We start from the raw sequence: 25,395 nt of genomic DNA on the forward strand, positions 1-25,395 counted from the left end.
TTCACTTTTCCTCCATTTCGTTTTTATATTTTTCAATGATCAACTTTGCATCCTCCAAGCTGACCCTTTCTTCTATCGCCAGATGTTTAACGAAGCTGATAAACTCTTCCTTATCATTTCTTTCATTTAGTTCAATTTTTTGAATCAATCTGTCCAACCGTGTGCGGACCGTTGGATAGGAGACATTATAATTTTTTGCAATGTGCTTTAACGAACCAGAGTTTAATACAAATTTCCTGATAAACTCCACTTCATCTTTTTCCAATGATAAAATCCAATCCGGAACATCTTTTATATCCATATAAACCCTCCTCTTAACCCATATAATACCAAACTATTTTAATAATGTAAAAGTATTTTTTAATATTATTAAAAATAAAATTAAAATTAAACTAAATAATAATTATACAAACGAATCTTTCAAGGTTGAATAAAGTACTGAATAGCATACGAGAGGGAAAATAAAAAAAGAGCTTATCTTAAGCTCCTTCAATCGGCAGGTAAACCGCCACTTCTTCCCGGCCATCCTCCATGGGATGATACGTCTCCACGATGTATGCCTCTGATTTTCGTTGATATCCCTGATCTGATATATGTGCAGAAAGGTATTAAGAAATCCCGTCAAATTCAATGATTTTTTCAATCAGCACGTAGCGGTTGGGAGATCAGGTTAAGCGGCATAGCTGACATATAACCGGAAAAATTCTGCTTATTTCGTAATGAATTGTAAAAAACCAGAAATAGACGGAAAAATTCCGCCTATTGTTTCTATTACTACAAAAATGGTGGACTTTTCTGTGCATAGGCGGAAAATCTCCGCTTATTTCCCCCAATACAAGAGAGATTCGGAATATAACCGGAAAATATCCGCTTATTATTCTTTTTCTCGTTCATCACCATTATATAAAGATGGCATTCCTAATAAAGAAACTCGCCAAATTTCCAGCGGCGAGTCTTAAATCAAACATAATTCCACATTTTTATCGGTGCGCCTCAAAACAGTGATGAGAAGCTCATCTCTTAGGTCCGTCCCTCTATCTTCACCCTCTGCGCAACCAGATACCCGCCTGCCAGCACAAAGAAAATGACGAGAAGCCAAACAAACCCGTCGGTAAATCCAGTCCGTTCAACGGCATAGCCGAAGAGTGGGAAGCTGATCATGATCACAAAGCTCTCCATTAAGCCGATCAAGGAAAGAAAAGTCGAGCGTATATTGCTTTTCAAAAAGCTCTGCACAAATGAGCTGAAGATCGGTTCGAACAAACTCAAGAGCTGGGCAAGAATCAGAAACGACAGTAGGATCGCCCAGTCCGTTGCGAAGATGAACAGCACGAAAAAGACAAGAAAAAGTCCTAATCCGTAATATAGGATATTGAAGAACTTGAATCGTTCCTCTACCTTATACGCAATCTTTGCCATCACGACGCCGAGGAGTCCTTCGATGGTGAAGACGGCTCCGACGACGATGGAGGAATAGCCCAGTTCAACAAAGTATTCCTGTCCGTAGAATACCATGATGACCATGACACTACTCGCCAGGATAAAAAGGACAACCGGTGCGTGAATGACCCTGTTATTTCTCCACACATTAACCCCCAGCCGGAATTGATGGACCCACTGGTTGTACCAGCGCCCGCTGATTTCTTCGGTCTTCTCCCGCTCTGGTTCTTTCATGAAAAGAAGAGGAATCACCGCCATGACGTGGGTGACGATCGTGGATCCGTATACCCATTCCCAGCTCACTTCCGCCATGAAGCCGCCTAGGAATTTCGCGAGGCTCAGGGATAGCAGGGAAATCGCCGTCATGCTCCCGATGACCCGCGTATAATCCTTTTCCCGTTTCTCATTTTTCAATGTGTCATAAGCAAAAGCCTGCTCGGCACCCGAATGAAGGGTGACCATGAGCCCCATGGACAGGAACGCCAGGGTGAACATGGAGAAATTCCCGCTCATCAGCATGAACAACCCGTATAGCAGACTGAACACATTCCCGATAACAAGGCTGATCTTCCGCCCGTACAAATCAGCGATCATCCCTGTCGGAACCTCGAACAGCACGATAGCCAAATGGAGCAGGGCCTCAAGGATCCCGATTTCACCTAAGGTCATCCCTTTATCGCCAAGGTAGATGACCCATAGTGCCCGGTCGAAAAACAGTTGAGCAAAAAATAAATAAACATACAGCAGATATATATTGTTTTTTGTTTTCATCATTTCATTTCGTCCTCTCATAACACAAAAATAAATAGGCTCGGACGACATTGGGTTTCAGCTGCTGAAAATCCTCAGAAATTCAGCAGCTGAATAACCACACCTTCCCCTCCAAGCCGCCCGAATTGCACAAAAAAAGCCACAGGGAATCATTCCCCATGGCTCTCGCTATTATAGGAAATCATACACTCGTTCATCACTATGAAAAATCAGCTAAAAAAGGACAGACGTGTCCCGAGGACGGCTGAAATTCCAATAATAGACATCATTAATACACGGTATTTTTTGATGTCTAAAGTGAACGTATGCATGATATTCCCTCCTTTATTGTGTAAGATTCTTTTCTATTATAGCTCCCTTCCTTTTTTTGGACAAGGAAAGATTTTTCATATCACCTGGTAGTACCGTTCATACTAATGGCTTAAGGAGGTGATCGGTTTATGAAAAAGCCAGATCAGTCTGATATGAAATCCATGACATCAGGGACGGACCCACAGCAGGTAAAAAAACAAATTCAAAAAGATGTAGCCGCAGGCCAAGGTGCAATGACTTCACGGGAAGCGGGATCCATGCGGGATTAAGGATGGAAAGGGGCGATGAATGCCGTCCCTTTATCTTCTTTTAAAAAAGGAAATGGTTTAAGGTAGATTGTACGATGCCTATATTTTATAATGAAGTGAAGGAGGTGAGAAAAATGGAAAAGCAGATACTTGAACTATTATTTGATTTAAAAGGTGAAATGAAAGAGTTTCGAAGTGAGCTGCAAACGTTTCAAGCGGATTTACGCAACATAAGTGCTGATTTAAAAGAAACTCAAGCTGATGTCCGCAACATTAGTTCTGACTTGAAAGAAACTCAAGCTGACGTCCGCAACATTAGTTCCGATTTAAAAGAAACTCAAGCTGATGTCCGCAACATTAGTTCTGACTTGAAAGAAACTCAAGCTGATGTCCGCAACATTAGTTCTGACTTGAAAGAAACTCAAGCTGACGTCCGCAACATTAGTTCCGATTTAAAAGAAACTCAAGCTGATGTCCGCAACATTAGTTCTGACTTGAAAGAAACTCAAGCTGATGTCCGCAACATTAGTTCTGACTTGAAAGAAACTCAAGCTGACGTCCGCAACATTAGTTCCGATTTAAAAGAAACTCAAGCTGACGTCCGCAACATTAGTTCCGATTTAAAAGAAACTCAAGCTGACGTTCGCAACATTAGTTCCGATTTAAAAGAAACTCAAGCTGATGTTCGCAACATTAGTTCCGATTTAAGGACGACTCAAGATGATGTGAAGGAAATCAAGGAAACCGTCAACCGGATTGAAGCCTCACAAACCGAAGATGTCATTGCGATGCTAAAGGTGACGAAGCAAAGCATAGAATCTGAATTTCACTATACGAATACCAGAATGACTGACTTGGATAAGCGGGTCTTCAATCTTGAAAACCGGGTGGAGAGGTAGTGCATATCACCACTTGTCTACTACTCAGTCCCACCAAAATCCCTTCGTCTTCCTCACTATTGTATGCCACTTAATGCTGTTTTCTTTTCCACTCATACGGCTTTTCAGCCCAATGAAATAACAATACAAATAAGAACATAGAGAAACATATTGCACTACTTTCTATCCATCTGACTTCTCCGTTCTTGATCCATTGATAAATGATCGATGTTACGAAATAGATCAGGGGAAATCGGATGCTTTTTTTTAACATGCTCATGCACACCTTTCTTTGTTTTATGAAAAAGGAGACGATCCTATGGATACCATCATTCGACCAGAACAGAAGCAAGAATTCAAAAAAATCCAGGACTTGGTGATAGACGCTTTTTCAAACGCGGAATTCAGCGACCAGAAGGAGTATCTTCTTGTCGAACGGATACGGAGATCAGATGCCTATATTCCTGAATTGTCACTTGTTGCGACCGATTCAGACGACCAGCCGATTGGCCATCTCCTTCTATCCAAAGTGACCATCGTCGATGAGGACCAATCGGTGGAATCATTGGCCCTTGCCCCTGTGTCGGTTGCAACAGATTATCAGAAAAAGGGGATCGGAAGCCGTTTGATCACGGAAGCATTATCCCGGGCGAAAGAGATGGGTTATCATTCCGTGATTGTGTTGGGACATGAACACTATTACCCTAAATTCGGGTTTAAACCTGCCAGCTCATGGAATATCAGGGCTCCATTTGATGTGCCTGATAACGTATTCATGGCAACGGAATTGACGGAGAACGGCTTACACGATGTACAAGGTGTCGTACACTATTCTGAGGCATTCTCTTCATGAAGGAAAGTTGTCATTGTGCTACAGCTTTCCCTCTCTCATCCATTTCAAAATGGTGTAACTGCCGTGAACAGAGACCGTGAGCAACAGGATCATCGCTACTAACCATATTCCCAGACGATTGATTTCTTGCAGACCTTCAAAATAGATTGTGATAAAAAGGGCCACCCCTATAAACATGAGGTAACAATATACATTTGGAATGAGCCATATCAGCCTTCGTTTGGTGATTTTCAATCTGTTCACTCCTTTGCTGATTTCTTCCTGCTTAAAACAAGCCAAATGATGAAAAGTAAAAACACACTCAAAATGACTTTCCCTTTCCAGTTCCACACCAGCACCTGCTGAATCGAATAGGCTTCAATGACCAGAGCCGGCATTTTCCCAATTGTGCTCGCTATGGAATAGTTGATGATCCCGACTTTACTGATGGCAGCGGCCAATGTCACCAGACCGGATGGAATAAAAGGAAAGATCCTGAGGGCAATGATCAGACAAAAAGCTTCTAATCCCTTCGAGTTCTGTAATCGTGTCAGCAACCCGTTGTTTATCTCCTTATTTTGAAATAATCTCTTGATGCCCTTGCGATATAAATAAAAACTGACGATTGCTCCCAGCGCTTCTCCTGCGATTGAAACAGCCAACCCTTTTTCGAATCCGAAAAAAGTAATATTCGCAGCCGTGATCACGACGCTCGGTAAAACCCCTAAAACACTGATGATGATATTGAGTAAAATACTTAATGCGATGGCATAGATGCCTAATGTGTTGAACCATTCTAAGAGGTGTGTTTCCACTCTGCTACGCTCCTTATGATCCTATACTGTCGATCTTTCTGTTTTATGTTCAACCCATGAAACCTTTCGTTACTCCTTGAATAAACCCTTCTATGAAGTTAGGAACCTTGAAAATGAATAGTGCAAGAATAAATCCAATGCCCATTCCTTTAATGGTGAGATTTTTCTTCGAGTTGCCGATAAAGTACACGATTAATCCCATGATCAATACAATCAATGTCAATGTTTCACCTCCAAATGGTACCCTTTATAGTTGATTAAATCCAATGCTCACTACATAATCCGTTCTTTGTCCCCATCCTTGATTTTAAAATGGACCTCCGTTGAGCTGCCCCCATCAACATGATTGGGAATATCCGATAGGTCGAGTATCTCCTCCAGGCTGACTGATTTTTCATCATTCGCTTCGATTGTGACAGTGTAGGGACCGTTTTCATTCATGAGAGAGGTGAATCTCGTCTTGGATCCTGGAAAAAAAGTATCCAGGAATTCAATTTCAAAGGTAACTGGTTCACCGCTATGATTAGAGATAAGCATATTACATTCCCCTGTAAATTCTTCTTCCTCTATCTTCTCAAAGTCACACGTTCCCTTCCCATCGTATGAAATAGCCCTAATTCCATCCGCCATCGTTTCCTGATAAACCTTTATAAGTCCAAATGGTAATAGAGAATAAACAATTGCAACGATGATCACGGTGCGGATATGATAGTTTGACAGACCCCTTACAAGTAAAACGATAGCAAAGATAAATAAGAAAGAACCGATGATCGCCAGCACATTGTATCCATCTTGATCTTGTATAGGAAAAGACATGAACGTCATCCGCTCATAAACCATTGGGGCATTCGGAAATGGGAAATAAAGTGACATACAAAGAATCAGGATCAAGCCTGAAGCTATGAGATTTTTTTTATTTTTAATCATGAATTCAACTTCCTTTTTCATTAATCATATGTAATAAACGCAGTTGCGGGAAGGAACAGAACATCTATCCTTTTATATGTTGTTTAAGATCAAAAATACCCATTGTTCCACAAACCAATACGCCCATCCCTAAAAGAACAGTAAGAATCCAATTCTCTCCCCAGCTTGTTATGCACGTTATCAAATTGCAGAATGCAATAGCAAGACTTCCGTATTTCCCACTCCATTTGGCCTGTTCGGAAGATTGATCGGTACTCAAGAAGATTCACTCCCTTTTCTATTGTTTTCCTGATCGGTTTGCGATTTCTCCTCATGTCCTCATCTGATTTCTCATCACATACACGCTGAGGACGATGGCTGAAACTCCTATCAAAATCCCGAATACCGTTCCTGTATAGAGTCCAATAAATTCAAGGGCAAACGGTAGAATCATTGTCATCATACCGACTATCATTATATATAAGCCAAATACCTTCGCAAGTTTCTCTTTGTCCCCTTTGTATGCATCATCCTGATAACCGGCAATCAGATAGAGTTTTTTCTTTACCCTGATTAAATATCCGAGGTAGGCAATCAGTAGTCCAACGCATATACAAATGATAAAGGGTAGGTACATTGGAAGTTCCTCCTAAATGAGTCTATTAATCTTGCCTTTTACTTTCATTTGTTAAGCACATCACTACCAACACTACCAATTATTTCAAATATACAAACTTTATTCAATCCCTTCCTTATTCATGCCGGTCTCGAATTCATCATGCCAAGATCCCGATAATCGCGCGGAATTTTTCCTATTCATGCCAACTTGTCAAATTTCCATCTTTCTATCTCGCTATTATTAAAATATTAATATCCTAATCGGATTCCGATAGCTATCCAGATCTTGACCCGTGATTTTCCTACCACATCCTTGCTTGGGGAGTAATCGAATGCAAGAATTTTATAGTATGATTAGCATTGATTATTGTCATTTTCTAACAACACGAGGTGATTTTAATGATACGTTTCTTTACGTATGCCGTTGTATCTTCTTTGATTTTGTCGACCGGTTTTACCACAGGAGTTGCTACACTCGCTGCTGAAAATGACGGAAGTGATGCCATTGAAGACGGAGGCGGCCAAGGTGGCGTCACCTGGCAGGAATTCTCCCGAAGAATGTCGGGGAGTTACACGATCCTCCTATACAGAAGCGCAAATGGCGGGAGGCAGTGGAAAGAAGTCACCTATGACAAGAACGGAACCATTGTGAATTCCGTATACTGGACCTCATAACATGAAAAAGGGTGATGGAGCAGGTATCCACCACCCTATTTTCATCAACGGAAGGACTCCGCCAGCTTGATCATCTCGTCTTTGGAAAGAGTGATGCCGGATCGTGCCGGCATATATGTCATATCATACATGGCATCGCCTTCTATCCAAGTCAGCATACTCACCTTTAGGGGACCCTCTGATTCAGAATAACTTCCTTGAGAAGAACCGACTTTCACCGGGTCCTGGGACAAGGTCGTATCAGTCCCCGGCTCGAGAAGCTGAAATGATATCCTGATCGTCTGTTTTTCCGGTCCCATGAGGGTGACTACTTGCCTGCTTCCAGTTGGTCCATCCCCTGTTTTGGTGCTGACATTTTTCACCTCGAATGGAACCTTGGTGATATACTTGAACTCCCGGCCCAGAACCTCCGGGCGATCGCTTGCTTCATATAACGGGGCGCTCGCGTTACTTCCGAAGATACCCAGTTGTGTTCCACCGAAGTAAACAAAAATCGAAAGGCAGGCGGCGAAAAATAGTACAGACATGATGGGGGCAAATATCGGTTTTTTGGGAAGAGAAAACGACTTGGGCTGCTTGGAATGGATTTCATCCAGGATGTTCTCTCGCATCTTATTCGTAAAGCCCCGGCCTTTGAACGTTTCTTCTTTCATCAACCCACGTAAAGATTTCAGTTCATCCATTCTTATACACCTCACTACGTTTGATCGTGGAACCGAGCAATGCCTTGCCTCTTGTCAGCCGGGTTTTCACGGTATTCGTGTTGATGTCGAGGCTCACGCCGATCTCAGCTAACTTCATTTCTTCAAAATAATATAAGAAGATGACTTCCCGATATTTAACGGGAAGTGATAAGACGCTCTCGATCAGTGCTGAATTCCGCTCGTTCTCGATCACGGTTTGTTCAGGCGCACCCATTTTCCCTTTGACCATTTCATTGATCTTGTTGGAGATACTGACCATCCTTGTGTCCCACCGCCTTAAGTAATCCTTGCAGTGATTGACGGCCACGCTGATGATCCATGTTTTCAGAGAGGAATCCTCTCTGAAGGTATCCATTTTTCTATAAAACTTGATGAAAATCTCCTGGGTCAGGTCCTCTGCCAGACTGTGTTCCTTTACATACGAATAGACAACATAATAGACATCATTTCCGTACTGTGTCATGGCTTCCTCAAGTAGTCGGTCCTTCTCGGATTTCGTCCGTTGTTCCATTTTAAACATTCACCTGCTTTATGTATCTCTAGTAATAAGTCGGTTCTCAAATGAAAAAGGTTTGTTTTTTACAAAATAATCCAAATAAAAATCCCGGCGAGGAGTCCCCGACAGGATGTGTGTCGCTATTGCTCGGTATCATTATGACAAACCATTCCAGATCATACAATCTTTTCTTTCACTTTGTCCCCCGAAAAGGACGCGAGGCTGCCCGCAATCAGGAATTGTGCTGAATAGTAGGTTGACATGATCAGGACATCCGAATAAGGGATAGCGGCCACGAACATGTTCCATGACAGAATCGAGTCAGACAGGACAAATAGAAGGCTACCTGAGATGGCCCACTTGTTTCCGGTCATGATTGCCGACAGGGCCATCAGGGAAATGATCACCATGTATGCCAGGACCGGAATGACAAGAATGTCATCCCCGCCCGTTCGAAGGGCTTTAATGAGCTGACTGCCGATGGTGAAGGAATACAAGGCAATCGGGATCGACGCTGCGAGCCCCCACTTCGTCCTACTTGACACCTTTAAGAAACTGGACAGATAGAACACATGCCCAACCAGAAAAGCACCGAGTCCCGCTACAAACGAAAAGGCAATGAACGCATCCCCGAGCATGCAGAAGAACAGGCCGATAAGGATGAGACGCATGGATGATGCGGATTTGGCAGGTAACTGAAGGAATGCATAGAAAATGATGAGGAACATCGGAATCAGCTTAAAGATGACTTTAACCGGTAAAGGATCTTGCGGAATGATGAATAGATAAAGAGCCCCCATCAAGGCAATGAAAATGGGCAATAAACTTTTTTTCACGAATCGTCACATCCAGTGGTGGAGATTTTTATTGTTCCTTGATATATATACTCGATTCGGTAGGGGAATTCCTTCTATTGTGGCCGCGAGGGACGGGTCTCACAACTTCTCCTCCCGCATTTCTGAAATCCAAAGATGAAACTTTCCATTAAACCATACGTAAATAAAAAACGAGCCATGGGGACAGGTCCCTTGGCACCATGTATCATTGCCAAATCATAAAAACGAGGTGTAAAAGAAGTGAACAAAGTCCAGATCAAAAAAATCCCGTCGGACGTAACCCTATCCGTTGCTGATGAACCCCTGCTTCTTCCAGATACCCTTCAAGAATCCATCGAGTCTTATTGGGAAACGCTTCAATCAGGTGGCAATGCGTTTCACAGGGGTGTAGTCTATTCGATCAAAGGGATGTGCGAAACGGAAGATGAGCTGAGGGTCACGTTGCATAAAACGGATTATGCTCATTTTTCATATACAAAGAATGGGAATATGACAGATCCATATAAATGCAGAGTCATCGTAGCGAACGGTGTGCTCCTTACGAAGGATCATCAGTTCATGTTAGGTGAGATGAATGATTGGACCGCTACTCCAGGACGCATTCAATTCGTTGCCGGGGGCATTGATGAAGAGGACATCCACGGGGGCCGCGTAGACATAGCCGGCACTCTGAAACGGGAAGTGCAGGAAGAAGTCGGCATCGATTTGGATGACCCTTATGTCGTTGTAAGCGTGAAGCCCCGATATATCGTGCATTGGGCAAATATTGCCCTCGTGTATATGATTCAGTTACGGATTGATTCCGCGGAATTTATGAAGCGTTATGAGACATTTATACAGTCTTTAAAAGAGGCTGGCCACAAGCCGGAGTTTGCCTCGATAGTCCAACTTCCTGCAGACCGGTTGGCCGTTTCCGATTTCCTCGAGAGGGATGAAAGGCCGAGGTCGGACTTTTTGACGGTGGTGTTGGAGGAAGAGGTGAAGTAATGGGAACAGGTCCTGTCCAAACAGGACCTCTATTTAAACGTATCATAAGATTCTGGGAATCTACATGATTCTCTAAGTAATCGAGCAATTCCTCCCCGTTCAAGGATAAGTGAATCAGAACGCTCCCCCTTCACTAATGAATCTGGAACAGCCCCATACAATCTCCCCTTATTATAGAATGAGGAAATCAATCGTTTTTTTTACCCTTTTTCAATTTCCTACCAAAAATCCTATGCTATAATCATACAATATTAAGTAAATCCAGGAGCCTCCTTTATGAAAAAAATTGCGACTTTGTTTTTCCTAACCTTTACTTTCACGATGATTTTTGGACCGGTCTTTCCTGTGCTGGCAGCGGCTAATGTCGTTATACCCGATTCCCTGCAAGAATTGGATCTCTCCAACCAACTCGAAGTGTATGTTGATGAGAATCACCTTACCGATAAAGAGATCCTCAGGAAAAGCGGCGAGTTTGTTCCGCTGCCCGCTTTGGATCCTTCCGGGGATATTTCGGACACCGTATATTGGCTGAAAGTGAATCTGGCCAATCCTTCTGGAGAGAAGAGAAATCTTCTCCTCGAAATCAAGAAGCCGCATCTAAGTTCGGTTACATTGTATGCCCTCAAAGGGAATAGACTGCAGGAAGAAGAGACGATGGGATACCGTTATCCCTTTGACAAGAGAGACTATAAGCATCGTAATCTTGTATTCTCAGTGAATCTTGAGGAGAAAACGACCACAACCTATTTTTTAAAAATAGAGACCGATAGTTTCTTCCAAGCACCGGTGTCACTATGGGATCCGATTGCGTTCTCGGAAGCCAACTATATGAATCAATCCATTCACGGGATTTTCTATGGGATCATGTTGGCGATGATTGTGTATAATACGTTCCTGTTCCTTTCACTTAAGGAGAAAAGTTATCTCTATTACATATTGTTTGTTTCCGGATTTACGATGATGCAGGCGATCTGGGATGGTTTCGCCTTTCAGTTTATATGGGGGGACTTTCCGTGGTGGGCACTGAGGTCGAATTCATTCTTCATTATATGGACATCTCTATTCGCCCTTTTGTTCGCAAAGCACTTCCTGCAGCTGAAAGAACATTCGCCGATACTCCATAAAGTGATTTCCTTCTTCAATGTGATGTGTGCTTTATGCCTGGTATTGCCTTTCTTTGTCAATATCGGCACGATGACCATGATCAGCACGTTGATGGCGACGGGATTCGTTCTATTTCTGGTCGGCATCGCCGTGACGGTCAGGCTGAAGACAAGAGAAGCGAAGTTCTATCTCACTGCCTGGTCTCTTCTTTTCATCGGCGTATTACTGAACATCCTGGCGGCATTTCAGCTTCTTCCGTTGACGGACTTTACGCTCTATGCCCCTAAGGTCGGGATTGTCTTTGAAGTATTGGTCCTTTCCCTGGGTCTCGCCGACAGAATCAAGCGAATAAGGAAAGAGAAAGCCTATGAAACAAAGAAGTACTATGTCCACACACTTCTCCAACATGCCGTGAATCGGATGACCGAAATGGAGGATCTTACATCCCTATCTAAAGAAGGACTTCATTGTTTGATGGATATCACCCATTTTGAAAAGGGATTTTATCTGACGAAGGAGAGGACGAGATGGAAGGTACTATCGAAGGTGAACGTAACGGAAAATCTCGAAGATTTCTACATAGATCAGTTTAAGTCATTCCAGAATGGCAGCTCCGGTATCCTGGACGCTTCCACTTTCACCGTACCGGTTTCATCCCGTTCCCACACCGGATGCTTCGTGATCTGGAGCTCTCAGGAAGAAGTGGACCTGTCGATCATGGAAAGCTTCCTTCCCGCATTCATCGAGCAGTTCTCCGCCCTCGTCGCTCAGAAAGAATATCTCGATGAGTTAAAGAAATCAGCCAGGGTGGATGACTTAACAAATCTGTTAAACCGCAAGTACTTTTTGGAGAAGGTAAACGACATGTATACAGGGGCTGAACCCTCATCCCTCTTGCTGATCGACATCGACCACTTTAAAAGCATCAACGATCGGTACGGACACTTAATCGGCGATGAAGCGATCATCTTTGCCACCGACCTCATCAAGAAGGTATTCCATGAAAAGGGAATCGTCGGGCGATTTGGCGGGGAAGAATTTATCGTGTTTTTGAAAAATGTTGAAGAACATGAGGCATTGGAATGGACCCATCAGCTACTGGACGTATTCAGGGAAGAAGGCCTGAAGCTCCGTGATGGCACTTTCATCTACTTGACCATCAGTATCGGTTTCTGCAGCAGTCAGCCGGCAAATCTTCTCTCGATTGACGAAATGATTCAACGAGCCGATGAGCAATTGTATCAAGCGAAACGGAACGGACGGGATCAAGTGGCGGTTTGTTCTTGAATATTTGAGCCGGGGGAACAGGTCCCTTGGCTCTTTTTTTCGTGATTGTGAGTGTCTGTTTTATTGGGATTTGGTCTGTATATGGAGTTGAATGGGAGCATCCATCTAACTTTTGGAAGGAATCGTGCGGGTATTGAAGGGAATCATACGGGATTTGAAAGATTCGCGCGGGTTTCACAATAATCATGCCGGATTGAGGATAATCATGCGAGTTTCCACTATAACCATGCCGGATTGTCGAAAAATCTTTAATCTTACATCAATAAAGACTCGTCCATCATCGACGAGTCTTTTATTCCACAAGCAGTGCCAGTGGGTCAGGTCCCTCTTTATTCTGCTCTCTCTTCACACAGCCGCACAATCTCAATGATGACCCGGGTCGCCTTTTCCATATTATCGACTGAAGCAAACTCATATCGGCTATGGTAATTTTCCCCTCCGGTAAAGAGATTCGGCGTCGGCAGTCCCATAAAGGAAAGAGTAGATCCATCGGTCCCGCCACGAATCGGTTTGATATCCGGCGTGATCTCCAAATTCTCCATGGCCTGCTTGGCGAGTTCCACGATTTCAAAGACCGGCTCGATTTTCTCCCTCATATTGAAATACTGGTCGTTGATATCCAGCTGAATATTTTTCTCTCCGTAAATGTCCTGCAGATCCTTGACGATTTCTTCTAACATTCTTTTCCGTCCATTGAAGCTTTCACGATCGAAATCGCGGATTAGGTAATTCACCGCTGCCTCTTCGACCTCACCGTGGATCGAGGTAAGGTGAAAGAATCCATCGTATCCATCTGTCGATTCTGGTGCCTCTTCCACAGGCAGTTTAGAATTCAATTCCATGGCGATTTTGGCCGCGTTCACCATTTTGCCTTTTGCTGTTCCTGGATGGACGTTCCGGCCGAGGATGGTGATCTTCGCTTCTGCGGCATTAAAGCTTTCATACTCCAATTCACCCAACGGGCCACCGTCCACTGTGTATGCGAACTCGGCATTGAACCGTTCCACATCGAACTTATGGGCACCCTTTCCTGTTTCTTCGTCCGGAGTGAAGCCCACGCGGATATCCCCGTGCTTCACTTCAGGATGAGCGATCAAGTATGCCATGGCCGTCATGATCTCGGCAATCCCGGCTTTATTATCCGCACCGAGAAGGGTCGTCCCATCCGTTGTCATGAGGGTGTGCCCTTTATATCCGGAGAGCTGAGGAAAATCCTGTACAGACATTACAATCCCTTGCTCCTTATGTAAGACGATATCCTGACCATCGTATTCTTCCACGAGCTGTGGCTTCACATTTTCCCCAGTAAAGTCTTCTGACGTATCCACATGGGCAAGGAATCCAATGGCAGGGACTTGTTTTTCCGTGTTGGACGGCAATGTCGCCATCACATAGCCATACTTGTCTATTGAAACGTCGGTCATTCCGATTTCCTTCAATTCTTCCACGAGCATATTGGCTAAGACGAGCTGACCAGGTGTAGAAGGCGTTTCCTCCACGCCGTCCCTGGATTCTGTATATACTTTTACGTATCTGGTTAATCGTTTGATTAGTTCTTGTTTCAAGTTCTATTCCCCCTTTTTTATTATCATATCAAATTCGTGCCGGGTGGACAGGTCCGTTGGCTCTTTTTTAATCATAAGTAGAGACTGTAGAGGAAGAATCATACGGGATATGAAATGTGAGAAAATCCATTATCATGAACCCTTTCACCATAATCATGCCGGATTGTCTAATAAAAAAAGAACCCTCCTCATCGACGGGTCCTTTATGTCAATCGTATAAAATATTTCTCCATTTCTCTTTCAGAAATGATCATCCTTCTGGTGAAATCCTGCGTTCTCACCACATACTCCTTGATTCCGATGTATTCTGATTCGACAACCAGATAGAATCCGGTCCCTTTTTTCACGCCTTTAAAATCTCGTTTTAATTGGTATTTCTTCATTTCAGCTCAAGCCACCCCACGGGGTTATTGGCTCTCCTCCACCTGATACGAAGAAGGACGGATTGTCGGGATTTTCTTGATAAAATAATAATGCTTATACAAAGCGAGTCCGATCAGGATGATTCGGACCGCTAGAATGTCCACATACAAGACGGATAGCAGGATAAAGAAATCTGCCGTCAGATTGATCCTGATTTTTTCCTTAAGGGTCATTCCCTTCTTTTCGAGGAAGGCGACCACGTATTTTTTATAGATATAAGTGTTCTGGAACCAGGCTTCCATGCGTTTGGAGCTCTTTGCAAAGCAATAAGCCGACAATAAGTAAAACGGTCCTCCAGGCAGAACGGGCAGCACCGTGCCGGCAATCCCGAACACTAACGCGATGAAGCCTAGCAGCATGAACAGGATGCTCTTCATTTTTTTCATTGACCCATCTCCCCTACCCTCGCCGGATTTCTTCCTTTCATTGTACTATAAATATACCAGAAAGGTGGAGTTGCTTGTTTAGGAGATTGTTGTAAATCCCGTCCCCACCGCTTCATAACCATCCATGCCATTCATCAAAATAGGCATTCAAGTTTTGATCAGGGGTCTTTTTCACGATTTCCTCCTTCAGGGTAGTGGCTTGAAGAAAGTTTTCCAGCGTCAGGAATTGAACTTGCTTTTGTCTGTTTTTTTTCATCAGGTAGAAAAAAAGTGAGAGTATCATGGGAGCAGCCCCTTTCATTCTCTAAGGATATGAATCAATGAGCGACGCCATGACACCTTTCACTCTCCGTCTAATGACAAAGGAATAAACGTGTGGAAGACGCCGATGAATTTCAGCTCTTTCCCCTTCATTTCCGTATTAAACGTATTAAACACCAGATAGTCGTTTACTTCTGTACGGTTTTCAATCATTTGCTCCCCGAATAAGGAAAGCCCCATGGACATCATCGGGGACTGTCCCTCCATACGGTCGCTCATGTTCTCCAATAGCCAGGCTGTATAGTCGTCTTGAGACGGTTTGGTCATATACATGATGGCTGATAAGACGAATAAACTACATAGGCATAAAATAATCCATTTTTTCACTTCATCCACCCCTTTTAAACCCTTCTCCATCTGCCCAGTAAGCGATAAAGCACTGGAATAAAGACTAATGTCAGCAGCGTACTGGTGGTCAAACCACCGATTACCGTGATGGCCAGGCCTTTTGATATGACCCCTGAAGAAGAGTCGGACAAGGCAAGCGGCATCAAGGCCAGGATCGTGGCGAGTGCGGTCATCAAGATCGGACGGAAACGGGCATTACATGCTTCTATTAACGACGCTTCCAGTTTCAATCCTTCTCTTCTGTTACTTTCCACTCGGTCTAACATCACGACGGCATTCGTCACGACGATCCCAATCAACATAAGCATTCCGATCATGCTGCTCATGGATAAGGTTTCACCCGTCAACATGAGCGCTCCGAGAGAACCGATCGGGACAAAGATGATGGAGGATAGAATGACCAGGGGTGTAATGATTCCACCGTATGTGATGGTTAAGGTCAGGAACACCAGTCCCACAGCAATCATCATCGCCTGCCCCAAGTCCTGGAATCCCTCTGTCATCATGTCCTGTCCGCCACCGACTTTCCACTCAATATCACTGGGTAAGGATAAGGCTTCCATGTCTTTCTTGATGGCTTCTGTTACGTTCCCGACATCTTCCCCTTCGCTTTCGGCAGATAAAGTGTAGGCCGATTTGGTATCCTTATGTTCGATCGTTGCCGGTATTTTCTTTTCCTTGATCTCGGCAATGTCCGATAGTCGCTGGATTCCTGAAGGAGTCATGATCTCGACTTCATTCAATTCCATTTTGGTCGATACCAGATGATTATAGGAAACCCACACTTCCTCTTCCAATTCAAGACTTCCGACGGGACGTGCGTTCATCTGTTCCTGGACCTGCTGATAGACGGCATGTTCGGTCATGCCCTGCTCCTTGGCTTCCTCTTTCAGCTCCAGAATGATCTTTTTTTGCTGTTGTGCAGCGGTGTTTGAGATATTGGTCAATTGATCGTTTTGCTCCATGAGATTCTCTACTTTATCCGCTGCTTCTGTTAAGTGATCCGGATTCTCGCCGTAAAGGGTGATGTCGACGGTTTTACCCGACGGAGGGCCTTCTTGGCGTATTTCCTTCAATCGGATAGTGCTTTCTTGATCGTACTCTTTCATAAGGTCCTTAACGGTCTTTTCGAGTTGGTCTCTCTGTCCTTCCACCGTTTTTCCCTCTGACAGTTGGACAGTGAACGTAGCAATTGAATCACTACCACTCTTCACCTGTAATGGATTGCTGTTAGTTGCCATGCCGACGGCTCCCTGAACGTACTCGACCTCTTCGTTTTTCATGAGTACGGCTTCGATGTGTTTCGCGAATTTGTCCGTTTCAGACAATGACGTCGACACGGGAAGCTCGACCTCGATTTCAAGAGCATTGGCCGAACCGCTCGGCAGGAATGACTTATTGATCCCAGGCACCATGGCTAAGGCTCCGACAAGCATCAAGACAGAAACCGTGATGACCACCCATTTATGGGAAAGCGATTTGCGTAATATTCCGTCGTACCCTTTTGCCAACCATCCTGTTTTCTCTTCCTGCTTTCCTTTCTTTAAAAACGCGAAGGCGAGCACAGGGATGACCATGAATGCCACAAGTAGTGACAGAATGATCGATGTGACCACTGCAATCGAGAATGGTCTGAAAAACTCTCCCACGATCCCGCCTACAAAGGCAAGGGGCAGAAACACGACGACAGTGGCAATGGTGGAAGAGGTGACGGCTCCGATTACTTCTCTTGTCGCATTCAGGATGATGTCCCGTTTCGTATACGATTCTTCCTTTTGGAGCCACTTATAGATGTTCTCAATGACGACGATGCTGTCATCCACGATCCGTCCGATGGCCACGGCCATTCCGCCAAGCGTCATGATGTTGAGGGTATAGCCAAGATAATCAAGTACGGCAATCGTTCCTAATATGGATAGGGGGAGCGATAAAATCGCAATGAGTGTCGCCCGGGTATTTCTTAGGAACAATAGGATGATCACGACGGTGAAAAGGGCCCCAAATCCGCCTTCCTTGAGAAGGGAATTCACAGATTTCTCCACTTCTTTACCCTGATCGATAATGGTATAGGAATCATAGTCGAACGTTTTGTGAAAACCTTCCCATTCTGTTTTTAGCCCTTCCACCACTTCGGCAGTATTGGCTTCTTGCGTTTTCAACACTTCCACGATAATGGCGGGTTCCCCATTATAGCGGGTAATGGCGTTTGCTTCGTTCACCTTTTTTACTTCTGCGATGTCAGACAGGGCAATCGATTGACCGGATGCCTGTTTAGAGGGTGGAGGAATGGGGATGTCAACCTCTTTTAATTGTTCGATGGTACTCACATGCCCCTCGAGGCTGACAGGAATGCCGTCTCCTCCGTTCTCAAGGTTTCCTACTGGAAGAACCACATTTTCCTTCTCCAAGGCAGCCGCAACGTCCGATGCCTTCAATCCAATCTGACGGCTTTTTTCTTGATCCACTTCCACAAAGATCTTGGTGTCCGTTGTTCCCGAAAGCTTGACATCACTGACGCCTGATACATTCGTTAATGATGGAAGTAATGCTTCGTTCACATCATTCTGTAACTCCTCCAGGTTCTCACCGGACAACGCCATTTTATAGATGGGCTTGGCACTGGCTGAGATCCTTTTGTAGGATAGGTCGACCTCATCCGGCAGATTCATCTTCCCAATCGAAGACTGGATGCTGCTTTCGATTTCATCCATATCCTCTCCAAACTCATAGGTTACCTGAATCATAAAGCTATTTTCTCTCGTGGTGCTCGTTAAGGAATCGTACGGTTTGATTCCTTCAATCGCTTTTTCAACCGGTGTCGTTACCGCTTTTTCAATTTCTTCCGATGAGTGATTGTGATAGACCCCCTGTATCAGAAGTGTGGGTGAATCAACATCCGGATAGGTTTCTACCTTGATGGATTGAGTGGAAACCAGTCCTGCTGCTACCACCAATACGGCCAAAACGATGATGGCCACGTTTTTCTTCAAACAATAATCAACGAAATTCTTCATCATGATCTCTCCTTTTCGATAGATATCATCGTAGAGGAGAAATGTGACCCCAATATGACCAATGGATTAAATTTGTTTCCATAGAAAAAAGCATGGACGTTAATCCATGCTTTTCGGAAGAGTGATTGTGAAGGTGGTGCCTTGGTTCGCTTTACTCGTGACGTCAACGGTGCCATGGTGAACGTCGATGATTTTTTTCACAATGGAAAGTCCGAGCCCGCTTCCCTGTTTCGAGCTTTCCCTTGCCCGGTCCACCATGAAGAAGCGATCAAAGATGTAGGGAACATCTTCATCAGGCATCCCTATACCTGTATCAGAGAACACAACGATGATCTGATCTTCTTCCTCTTTCAAGGAAACCTTTATTTCTCCACCATGATCCGTATACTTGATACTATTTGTCAGGAGATTATGCCAAACTTGCTCCAGTTGATCTTTATCCGCTGACAGTCCTACAGGTTCTACCGCTTCCAGATCAATGACGATTTCTTTCTCCAGCCACTGGGGTTGATGACTGAGAAACACTTGTCGAATCTGCTGGTCGAGAAGGTACCTCTCCTGCTTCACAGGATGTTCTTTGCTTTCGAGAGCCGATAGCTGCAGCAGGTTGGCACTTAGCTTTCCGAGCCGCTCACTTTCCCTTTCAATGATGGTCAAGTACTGATCCTGCTGTTCTTTAGGGAAAGAATGATCTTTTAAAGCCCTGGCGAAACCCTTGATGGACATCAACGGGGACTGCAGATCATGGGACACATTTGAAATGAACTCACTCCGCATCTTCTCGACGCTATGTAATTCCTTATTCATCCGGTTAAAGCTTACGGCAAGCTCACCGATTTCATCTTTTCTCTTCACCGTCACCTGTTCATGAAAGTTCCCATTCGCCACCTTCGACGTGAAGGCCGTCAGCTTCTTAATGGGACGTGCGAAATAAAGGGCGACAAAGAGATAAAGCACACTACCGATTATCAAGACGTTGAACAATACTGTTTTCAGGACTTTTTTCACAAAACCGAGCTTCCCGATGAGAACAGGCTTCAAGAAGAGGGCGTACTTCTTACCCTTTACTTCAAAAGGAAGCCCCACAGATGCATGCTTCAAAAATCTTGGATCCTTATTCGTGATATGGTGAACACCGCCGGCAAGCACTTCTCTCACCTCATCCGGTGTGGCATAGTTTTCATGGTTTGCTTCCCCGTAAAATTTCGCCCTTCCATCTTCTGAATAGAGGGCAATGTTATAACGGATGGACGATACTTTCTCTATGTAATTCTCGACGCTTTCCGGTTCCATCACCCTCGACAATTCAATGATACCCTTACCAGCCACCATCAATTCTTCCTCGACTTCGGCAACGACCCGTTTTTCATACATATTATAAGTGATAAAAAAAGAGGTGGTAATACTGATGAACATGACTCCGAGAAACGTCAACACCATCTTGGAATATATCGTATTAACCATCCTGTCGCGCCCCTAGCCGATAACCGAGCCCCCTGATGGTCGTAATCGACACGTCCGAGCTCTTCCCCTCAAGCTTTTTCCTGATCTTCTTAATGTGAGAGTCGACGGTCCGCTCATTTCCTTCAAAGTCGATCCCCCAAATCTCGTCAATCAGCTGCTCCCTGGAGAAAACCAGACCCGGGTTGGACGCAAGCTTGTAGAGGATCTGAAACTCTTTTAACGGAAAATCCATACGCTCATCTCCCAGCATGACTTCCAGGCTCTTGCTGTCGATCGTCAGATTCCCGATCGACACCCGCTTCTCTGTGTGGACCTTATTGCGGCGGAGGAGGGCTTTCACCCGCATGATAAACTCTTTCTCCTCAAAGGGCTTCACAATGTAATCATCCGTCCCGAGCTCGAAGCCCTTCACTTTATCCTCGCTCTCCCCCTTCGCCGTCACCATGATGATGGGGAGGTCATAGTCCTCCCGGATCTCCCTGCAAAGATCCCATCCATCCTTCTTCGGCATCATAATATCAACGACCACTAAATGAATCTCTTTCTGCCTGACGAGTTCCATTGCTTCTTCGCCGTCATTGGCTTGTAATACATTGTATCCTTCCATCGTTAAATAAAGATTGATCAGCTCTCTGATATGGGGATCGTCATCCACGATCAGGATGGTGATGAGTGACATAGTATCTACCTCTTTTGATTGGGGATTTCTATTTATTCTTTAACATTGTTTATCTGAATTTCCATTTACTGATATGTATTATAGCAAGATTTTTGATGGGATTAAACTTTGTCATTCTATTTATGATTTGCACATGCTCTGCCAATGAGTTTGGGCTCCGAGGGTAACAGAGGTAAATGGTTTTACTGTTAAATACACCTTCAAAATTTGGTTGTTTGCAATCCTCAATTGCTGCAAAAAGAAAGACGCTCCCTTCACCGAAGCGTCTTTCTCTCTCTCCTATATTGATCTCCTCACTCGCTCAAAACGCTCCTCTTTTCCAACAGGGGTGATGTCTACCTTTTCAGGCTTCTGTAGACTTTCTGAAGAAGATGCTACTACACTCTGATACCCTTCAAGCATCAATTTAAATGCCAACACCGTCAACGTCAGTAAAAAGATCGGGCAGATCGCGATCCACCAATACGTCGTAAACAGAAACTGAAAGTTGTTGCCGATGATTCCGGACCATTCATTGGAAAGGGAGACGAAGACCATATTTTGAAAGAGGTCTTCCTTCATCGTACCACCGCCGAAAAAGATGCCCAGGATCCCGAGGTGAGCGAGAAGGATCAGGACCTGGATCATTTCTCTCAGGAAGATGACCACAAGCTGAGGCTTCAAAAACGGCAGGATATGTTTCATGAGAATATGTCTGCGGTTCCCACCAAGGATTTGGACACTGTCCATGAATTCTTTCTTCAAAATCAGATTGACTTCCTTTGAAATCGTCAGGGAGGTGATCGGAACGGCAGCGAGTGTGAGAACAAGGATTTCGATGATGACCCTGGTTCCAAATCCATAGGTGAATTCGGAATCCGTGCCGTTAAACATTCCATCTTCAAACAGGACCCAATACAGCATCAGGTACGCGATAAGGGTGACTGGATAGTAGTAGAATGCTTCAAGAAACGGACGCACCCGTTCATTCACTCTGGGAAGATATAACTCGGACAACGTTCCCCATACAGATGAGATCACAAATCGCAAAGCGGCTACGAGAAAGGCGACCCCCAGCGTAAATTTTGCTCCGATCAGCAGGATATGAAACATGCTTTCAGCAAGATTATTCGTTCCGAATGGCGGATACTCCCACGGGGAATACGGCGGGCCCTTCACTCCATCTTCCGTAAATCGGAGGTTGGCAATCGGAATGTCATTATCAAAGAACCACCCGTACATCAAGCTCCCCATCAGCATCAGGAAGATGAATAAAAAGCCGGTCATAAAGAGCTTATTTCTCCACAGAGTGATCATCCTCCCACCACCTTCGTTTTCATCTTTTTAACCAGTTCCTCGAACAAAAACAGTGGTATGAACATCATGATGACACTCATGGTGGCAATTTCGTATGTCGGATGATTAATGACGAACCAGGTGAGACCGTATGTATTAAAGAGGATCTCCAGCATGATCAAGTTGGAGAGCATGAACGAAATGATCATTTTCGAATGATTGATCAAACTGACTATGCTGTTGCGGAACACATGCTTCAACAATACGTGCAGACCCGACAACCCCTTTCCTGTCGCAAGCTCCACGTAAGGCTTCATCAATTCCTCTTCGAATATGAGGATCAGCGTCCGGTAAAGAAAGATCGTCGGCAGGACGCTGTACGTTAGAAGCGGAAGTGCATAAGGTCTTTCCGATCCCCCCACCACTTCGAAGACCAATATCCCGGTTTTTTTAAATAGAAACACAAAGAACATTTGGGCCAATACGATGACGAACACATCCGGTACGGACTCGAGGATCGTTGAACTCCGGATTAACAGCTTCCTTTTCTTCAGTGAAAGCTGAAACGTGATCAGGATCAATAGAATGGCGAACCCCAATGAAAGGAGAAAGCCAAGGAACAATATAGATAGTGTGTAAAAGTAAAACTCTAAGAAATCGGGAAATACATCATACTTCGCATTGGGCACGAACGACTTCGCTTGGAAAGTCATCGATGCGGGATGGATGAGGGCATCGATGAGATGGATGAAGTTCTTCCAGAAGGTTGCGAGGCTTAAATGGATGCCGTTTTGGAAGGTGCTGATGAAGGCTCCCAGGGTAATGATGGTCAGGATGATGGATAAAATGCGGATGGTGGTTTTCATTGTGGTCCCTCCTTTGTAAAAAGGGAGTCTGTTCATCACAGACCCCTTATAATAAAATTGTTATTTAAACCATACAGACCATGATTCCTCTCCGGATTGAGCTCCAGTATCGTGTCTCATATATGCCATCAGGTAGCCGCATCTCCTTTCACCATCAGGGCCCCATAAATCAAATTCCTCTATCAATCTCCTGATGAACCAACCGAAAATCAGTCTCCTTCAATGAACCTATTTCCTTTCGGTCATTCATTTCTCTTTTCACAGAAAGAACCTTCACCTCTTCCTCCTCCAACAACCCTTCAAGCCCCCTCGCGATTCCTGTCAGCGCAAGGATCGTCAAGGCAAAGAAGGTCATCGGGATGATGAAAATCCACCAGGCATTGGTCAATTCCACAAAGCTCATGGACATGATGCTTGCCCACTCTTGGACGAAAGGTTTTGGCGGATCACATGCCGGCCCGTAGCATACATCTGTTCCTCCGAAGAACAAGTCGAAGAACCCGAGATGGGCGATGATGAGGAGCACCTGGATCGTGATCTTAGGAAATATGATGAACAGGCGGAGCTTCAGGTGTGGCAGGACATGTTTCCGGAACAGGAAGAAGCGGCTTCCGCCCAGTACCCGTGCGCACGTTACGAACTCTTTATCGAGTATTTCGCGGGTTTCATTGGATAATAGAATCGCCGTAGTTGGCGCCGTGATGACAGCCAGGGTGATCGACTGCCAAACGACCCTCTCGATGAAACTCGTTTCAAACCCCTGTGGAGGTTCCCACAGCAAAGGATATAGGATATTAAAGGCGATGATCGATTGCGGGATGAAGTAGAAGGACGTGAAGACCGACTGCGTCCACTTTTTCCCCCGCGATTTTGTAAATCCTCCCGCTACCCCGATGACAAAGGAAAGCGCGAAGCTGAGGAGGGAAATGATGATGGCTGCACCAATCGTGTACTGCGCTCCCTCCAATACTTTGTAAAACAGGTCGTCCCCTTCACGGTCCGTCCCGAACGGAAAATTCGTTGAAGGCGGAAACGGCGCGTCGCCGATGATCCTGCCCTCGTCATCATACTGAACGAACGTATTGGGGATTTCCCCATCTGCTACATTGAAAATCAAACTCCACCCGACCAGCACGACAATGAACAGTAAACAGATGGCAATCGTGAAATGATGTCGACTCCACATTTTCATAGACTCATCTCCCTGCCTATTTTTCTCGAAATCACAAACTGCATGATTTTTAATAAGAAATACAACGGTATAAACAGCATGATCGAGGTGATGGCAAAGATAGCCGGAGTGTTATAGGAAAACAAGAATGACGTGACGCCGAATACATTGAAGAGATATTCCAGAATCAATAGATTCGACAGCATCATCCAGACGATCTGCTTGCCGTGGTACGTCAAACTGACCAGTACATTCCTCATCATGTGAATGAACATGATCCGGAATTTCCCGAGACCCTTCCCCTTCGCAAGCTCCACATACGGAAGTCCCTCTTCCTCCTGCAAAAAAGATACCATCGACCCGAGGAAAAAGAACGTCGGTAGTATCGAGAGCGTGATCGCCGGAAACAGGATGACCTGATTTTCCCCGAGGGATGCGATGTCAATCACGAGAATGCCGGTTTGCTTGAAGAACCAGATGACGAGCATCTGCAGGATCCCTATGACAAAAATATCAGGCAGGGACGCGAGATAAAACGAGACTCCCTCTATTCCTTTCCGAATCTTTTTCCCTACTGAAAAATAGAGGATCATCAGAAAGATGGAACTCGTTAGCGCCAATCCCAATGCCAGGAAAAAGATTCTTGCACTGCTCAGGAAGGCTTTAAGAATGATTGGAAATAACGGGCGTTCGACATCCGAGACAGGATTTATGTAGACAAGCTTATGAGGTTCGACCAATTCCCTGCATAGCGTGATGAACTCCTCTCCATAGGTCAGTAGTGAAAACGCCTGATGTTTGAAGAGGCCGGATGTCGCACTCACGAATATGATTCCTACTATGATAAGAACAGCTTCCAGACCGGATTTTTTCATTATGTACCCCTTTTATCTTTCTAATAATTACCAGTATACTAGAGTTGAAAATTCTGTCAATTTAATCTGGGTGCTTGGTGGGATTCAGAGTTCATGCGG

At 44.6% G+C, this 25,395-nt stretch carries 30 protein-coding genes; 6 read left to right on the plus strand and 24 right to left on the minus strand.

The annotated features are described in order from the left end of the window. Window position 1: 1 nt before the first annotated feature. Both SLH55_RS03340 and SLH55_RS03345 read right to left on the minus strand, forming a co-directional pair. Window positions 2-301 (minus strand): DUF2089 family protein, encoded by a 300-nt coding sequence (locus tag SLH55_RS03340; RefSeq protein WP_320322640.1) that lies wholly within the window; start codon window positions 299-301, stop codon window positions 2-4. 719 nt (window positions 302-1,020) lie between these two features. After that, on the minus strand, window positions 1,021-2,214 hold the full coding sequence (locus SLH55_RS03345) for an MFS transporter (protein WP_219167309.1): 1,194 nt from the start codon (window positions 2,212-2,214) through the stop codon (window positions 1,021-1,023). A gap of 437 nt (window positions 2,215-2,651) precedes the next feature. On the opposite strand from SLH55_RS03345, the gene SLH55_RS03350 reads away from it, so the two are divergent. Further along, window positions 2,652-2,792, plus strand: a complete 141-nt coding sequence (locus SLH55_RS03350) for a hypothetical protein (RefSeq protein WP_219167310.1) — start codon at window positions 2,652-2,654, stop codon at window positions 2,790-2,792. Between the two features lie 113 nt (window positions 2,793-2,905). Further along, window positions 2,906-3,670 (plus strand): hypothetical protein, encoded by a 765-nt coding sequence (locus SLH55_RS03355; protein WP_320322641.1) that lies wholly within the window; start codon window positions 2,906-2,908, stop codon window positions 3,668-3,670. 70 nt (window positions 3,671-3,740) lie between these two features. On the opposite strand, the gene SLH55_RS03360 is transcribed toward SLH55_RS03355, so the two are convergent. Next, a complete protein-coding gene (locus SLH55_RS03360) occupies window positions 3,741-3,923 on the minus strand; it encodes a hypothetical protein (protein WP_219167312.1) in 183 nt (60 codons plus the stop codon). A gap of 45 nt (window positions 3,924-3,968) precedes the next feature. On the opposite strand from SLH55_RS03360, the gene SLH55_RS03365 reads away from it, so the two are divergent. Continuing rightward, complete coding sequence (locus SLH55_RS03365; RefSeq protein ID WP_320322642.1) at window positions 3,969-4,502, plus strand: N-acetyltransferase; 534 nt, start codon at window positions 3,969-3,971, stop codon at window positions 4,500-4,502. Between the two features lie 18 nt (window positions 4,503-4,520). On the opposite strand, the gene SLH55_RS03370 is transcribed toward SLH55_RS03365, so the two are convergent. The 6 genes from SLH55_RS03370 to SLH55_RS03395 form a co-directional block, all read right to left on the minus strand. Beyond that, on the minus strand, window positions 4,521-4,736 hold the full coding sequence (locus SLH55_RS03370; RefSeq protein ID WP_320322643.1) for a hypothetical protein: 216 nt from the start codon (window positions 4,734-4,736) through the stop codon (window positions 4,521-4,523). Window positions 4,737-4,741: 5 nt separating this feature from the next. Next, complete coding sequence (locus tag SLH55_RS03375; protein ID WP_219167315.1) at window positions 4,742-5,296, minus strand: TVP38/TMEM64 family protein; 555 nt, start codon at window positions 5,294-5,296, stop codon at window positions 4,742-4,744. Window positions 5,297-5,345: 49 nt separating this feature from the next. Beyond that, window positions 5,346-5,519, minus strand: coding sequence for a hypothetical protein (locus tag SLH55_RS03380; RefSeq protein WP_219167316.1), 174 nt, complete (start codon window positions 5,517-5,519; stop codon window positions 5,346-5,348). A gap of 50 nt (window positions 5,520-5,569) precedes the next feature. Then, window positions 5,570-6,223: a hypothetical protein gene (locus SLH55_RS03385; protein ID WP_320322644.1), complete on the minus strand. Its 654-nt coding sequence runs from the start codon at window positions 6,221-6,223 to the stop codon at window positions 5,570-5,572. A 64-nt stretch (window positions 6,224-6,287) separates the two neighbouring features. After that, window positions 6,288-6,482 carry a hypothetical protein gene (locus SLH55_RS03390; protein ID WP_257474972.1) on the minus strand — a complete coding sequence of 65 codons (195 nt, stop codon included), beginning with the start codon at window positions 6,480-6,482 and terminating at the stop codon, window positions 6,288-6,290. Between the two features lie 51 nt (window positions 6,483-6,533). Then, a complete protein-coding gene (locus SLH55_RS03395) occupies window positions 6,534-6,839 on the minus strand; it encodes a DUF3784 domain-containing protein (RefSeq protein ID WP_320322645.1) in 306 nt (101 codons plus the stop codon). A gap of 380 nt (window positions 6,840-7,219) precedes the next feature. On the opposite strand from SLH55_RS03395, the gene SLH55_RS03400 reads away from it, so the two are divergent. Then, window positions 7,220-7,495 carry a hypothetical protein gene (locus SLH55_RS03400; RefSeq protein WP_320322646.1) on the plus strand — a complete coding sequence of 92 codons (276 nt, stop codon included), beginning with the start codon at window positions 7,220-7,222 and terminating at the stop codon, window positions 7,493-7,495. A 44-nt stretch (window positions 7,496-7,539) separates the two neighbouring features. Here the strand turns inward: SLH55_RS03400 and SLH55_RS03405 are convergent, their stop codons facing one another. The 3 genes from SLH55_RS03405 to SLH55_RS03415 form a co-directional block, all read right to left on the minus strand. Next, window positions 7,540-8,178 carry a DUF4367 domain-containing protein gene (locus SLH55_RS03405; RefSeq protein ID WP_219167320.1) on the minus strand — a complete coding sequence of 213 codons (639 nt, stop codon included), beginning with the start codon at window positions 8,176-8,178 and terminating at the stop codon, window positions 7,540-7,542. Further along, on the minus strand, window positions 8,171-8,710 hold the full coding sequence (locus SLH55_RS03410; RefSeq protein ID WP_219167321.1) for a sigma-70 family RNA polymerase sigma factor: 540 nt from the start codon (window positions 8,708-8,710) through the stop codon (window positions 8,171-8,173). The genes SLH55_RS03405 and SLH55_RS03410 overlap by 8 nt, the downstream gene beginning before the upstream one ends. Window positions 8,711-8,871: 161 nt before the next feature. Beyond that, complete coding sequence (locus tag SLH55_RS03415) at window positions 8,872-9,531, minus strand: lysoplasmalogenase (protein ID WP_219167322.1); 660 nt, start codon at window positions 9,529-9,531, stop codon at window positions 8,872-8,874. A gap of 240 nt (window positions 9,532-9,771) precedes the next feature. Between SLH55_RS03415 and SLH55_RS03420 the strand changes: the two genes are divergently transcribed. Together SLH55_RS03420 and SLH55_RS03425 are read left to right on the plus strand one after the other, a co-directional pair. Continuing rightward, window positions 9,772-10,518 carry an NUDIX hydrolase gene (locus SLH55_RS03420; protein WP_320322647.1) on the plus strand — a complete coding sequence of 249 codons (747 nt, stop codon included), beginning with the start codon at window positions 9,772-9,774 and terminating at the stop codon, window positions 10,516-10,518. Window positions 10,519-10,794: 276 nt separating this feature from the next. Then, entirely contained in the window at window positions 10,795-12,909 is a 2,115-nt protein-coding gene (locus SLH55_RS03425) for a diguanylate cyclase (RefSeq protein ID WP_320322648.1), read from the plus strand. A gap of 329 nt (window positions 12,910-13,238) precedes the next feature. Here SLH55_RS03425 and pepT read toward each other — a convergent pair whose 3' ends face one another. The 12 genes from pepT to SLH55_RS03485 form a co-directional block, all read right to left on the minus strand. Further along, the gene (gene pepT / locus SLH55_RS03430; protein ID WP_320322649.1) at window positions 13,239-14,474 is read right to left on the minus strand and encodes a peptidase T; all 1,236 of its coding nucleotides are present in this window, start codon (window positions 14,472-14,474) and stop codon (window positions 13,239-13,241) included. A gap of 203 nt (window positions 14,475-14,677) precedes the next feature. Then, complete coding sequence (locus SLH55_RS03435; protein WP_219167326.1) at window positions 14,678-14,857, minus strand: hypothetical protein; 180 nt, start codon at window positions 14,855-14,857, stop codon at window positions 14,678-14,680. Between the two features lie 24 nt (window positions 14,858-14,881). Beyond that, window positions 14,882-15,283: a YbaN family protein gene (locus SLH55_RS03440; RefSeq protein WP_219167327.1), complete on the minus strand. Its 402-nt coding sequence runs from the start codon at window positions 15,281-15,283 to the stop codon at window positions 14,882-14,884. A gap of 112 nt (window positions 15,284-15,395) precedes the next feature. After that, window positions 15,396-15,566: a hypothetical protein gene (locus tag SLH55_RS03445; protein ID WP_320322650.1), complete on the minus strand. Its 171-nt coding sequence runs from the start codon at window positions 15,564-15,566 to the stop codon at window positions 15,396-15,398. Window positions 15,567-15,625: 59 nt separating this feature from the next. Then, the gene (locus SLH55_RS03450) at window positions 15,626-15,931 is read right to left on the minus strand and encodes a hypothetical protein (protein ID WP_320322651.1); all 306 of its coding nucleotides are present in this window, start codon (window positions 15,929-15,931) and stop codon (window positions 15,626-15,628) included. A gap of 14 nt (window positions 15,932-15,945) precedes the next feature. After that, the gene (locus SLH55_RS03455) at window positions 15,946-18,966 is read right to left on the minus strand and encodes an efflux RND transporter permease subunit (protein ID WP_320322652.1); all 3,021 of its coding nucleotides are present in this window, start codon (window positions 18,964-18,966) and stop codon (window positions 15,946-15,948) included. Between the two features lie 99 nt (window positions 18,967-19,065). Then, complete coding sequence (locus SLH55_RS03460) at window positions 19,066-20,430, minus strand: HAMP domain-containing sensor histidine kinase (RefSeq protein ID WP_320322653.1); 1,365 nt, start codon at window positions 20,428-20,430, stop codon at window positions 19,066-19,068. Then, window positions 20,423-21,109: a response regulator transcription factor gene (locus SLH55_RS03465; protein ID WP_320322654.1), complete on the minus strand. Its 687-nt coding sequence runs from the start codon at window positions 21,107-21,109 to the stop codon at window positions 20,423-20,425. Before SLH55_RS03465 ends, SLH55_RS03460 begins: the two co-directional genes overlap by 8 nt. 279 nt (window positions 21,110-21,388) lie before the next feature. Beyond that, a complete protein-coding gene (locus SLH55_RS03470; protein ID WP_320322655.1) occupies window positions 21,389-22,405 on the minus strand; it encodes an ABC transporter permease subunit in 1,017 nt (338 codons plus the stop codon). Beyond that, window positions 22,402-23,250 (minus strand): ABC transporter permease subunit, encoded by an 849-nt coding sequence (locus SLH55_RS03475; protein ID WP_219167333.1) that lies wholly within the window; start codon window positions 23,248-23,250, stop codon window positions 22,402-22,404. The genes SLH55_RS03470 and SLH55_RS03475 overlap by 4 nt, the downstream gene beginning before the upstream one ends. A gap of 169 nt (window positions 23,251-23,419) precedes the next feature. Beyond that, window positions 23,420-24,442, minus strand: coding sequence for an ABC transporter permease (locus SLH55_RS03480; protein WP_320322656.1), 1,023 nt, complete (start codon window positions 24,440-24,442; stop codon window positions 23,420-23,422). After that, the gene (locus SLH55_RS03485) at window positions 24,439-25,296 is read right to left on the minus strand and encodes an ABC transporter permease subunit (protein WP_219167335.1); all 858 of its coding nucleotides are present in this window, start codon (window positions 25,294-25,296) and stop codon (window positions 24,439-24,441) included. The genes SLH55_RS03480 and SLH55_RS03485 overlap by 4 nt, the downstream gene beginning before the upstream one ends. Window positions 25,297-25,395 lie beyond the last annotated feature (99 nt).

The organism is Rossellomorea sp. YZS02 (assembly GCF_033963925.1).
Classification (GTDB): domain Bacteria; phylum Bacillota; class Bacilli; order Bacillales; family Bacillaceae_B; genus Rossellomorea.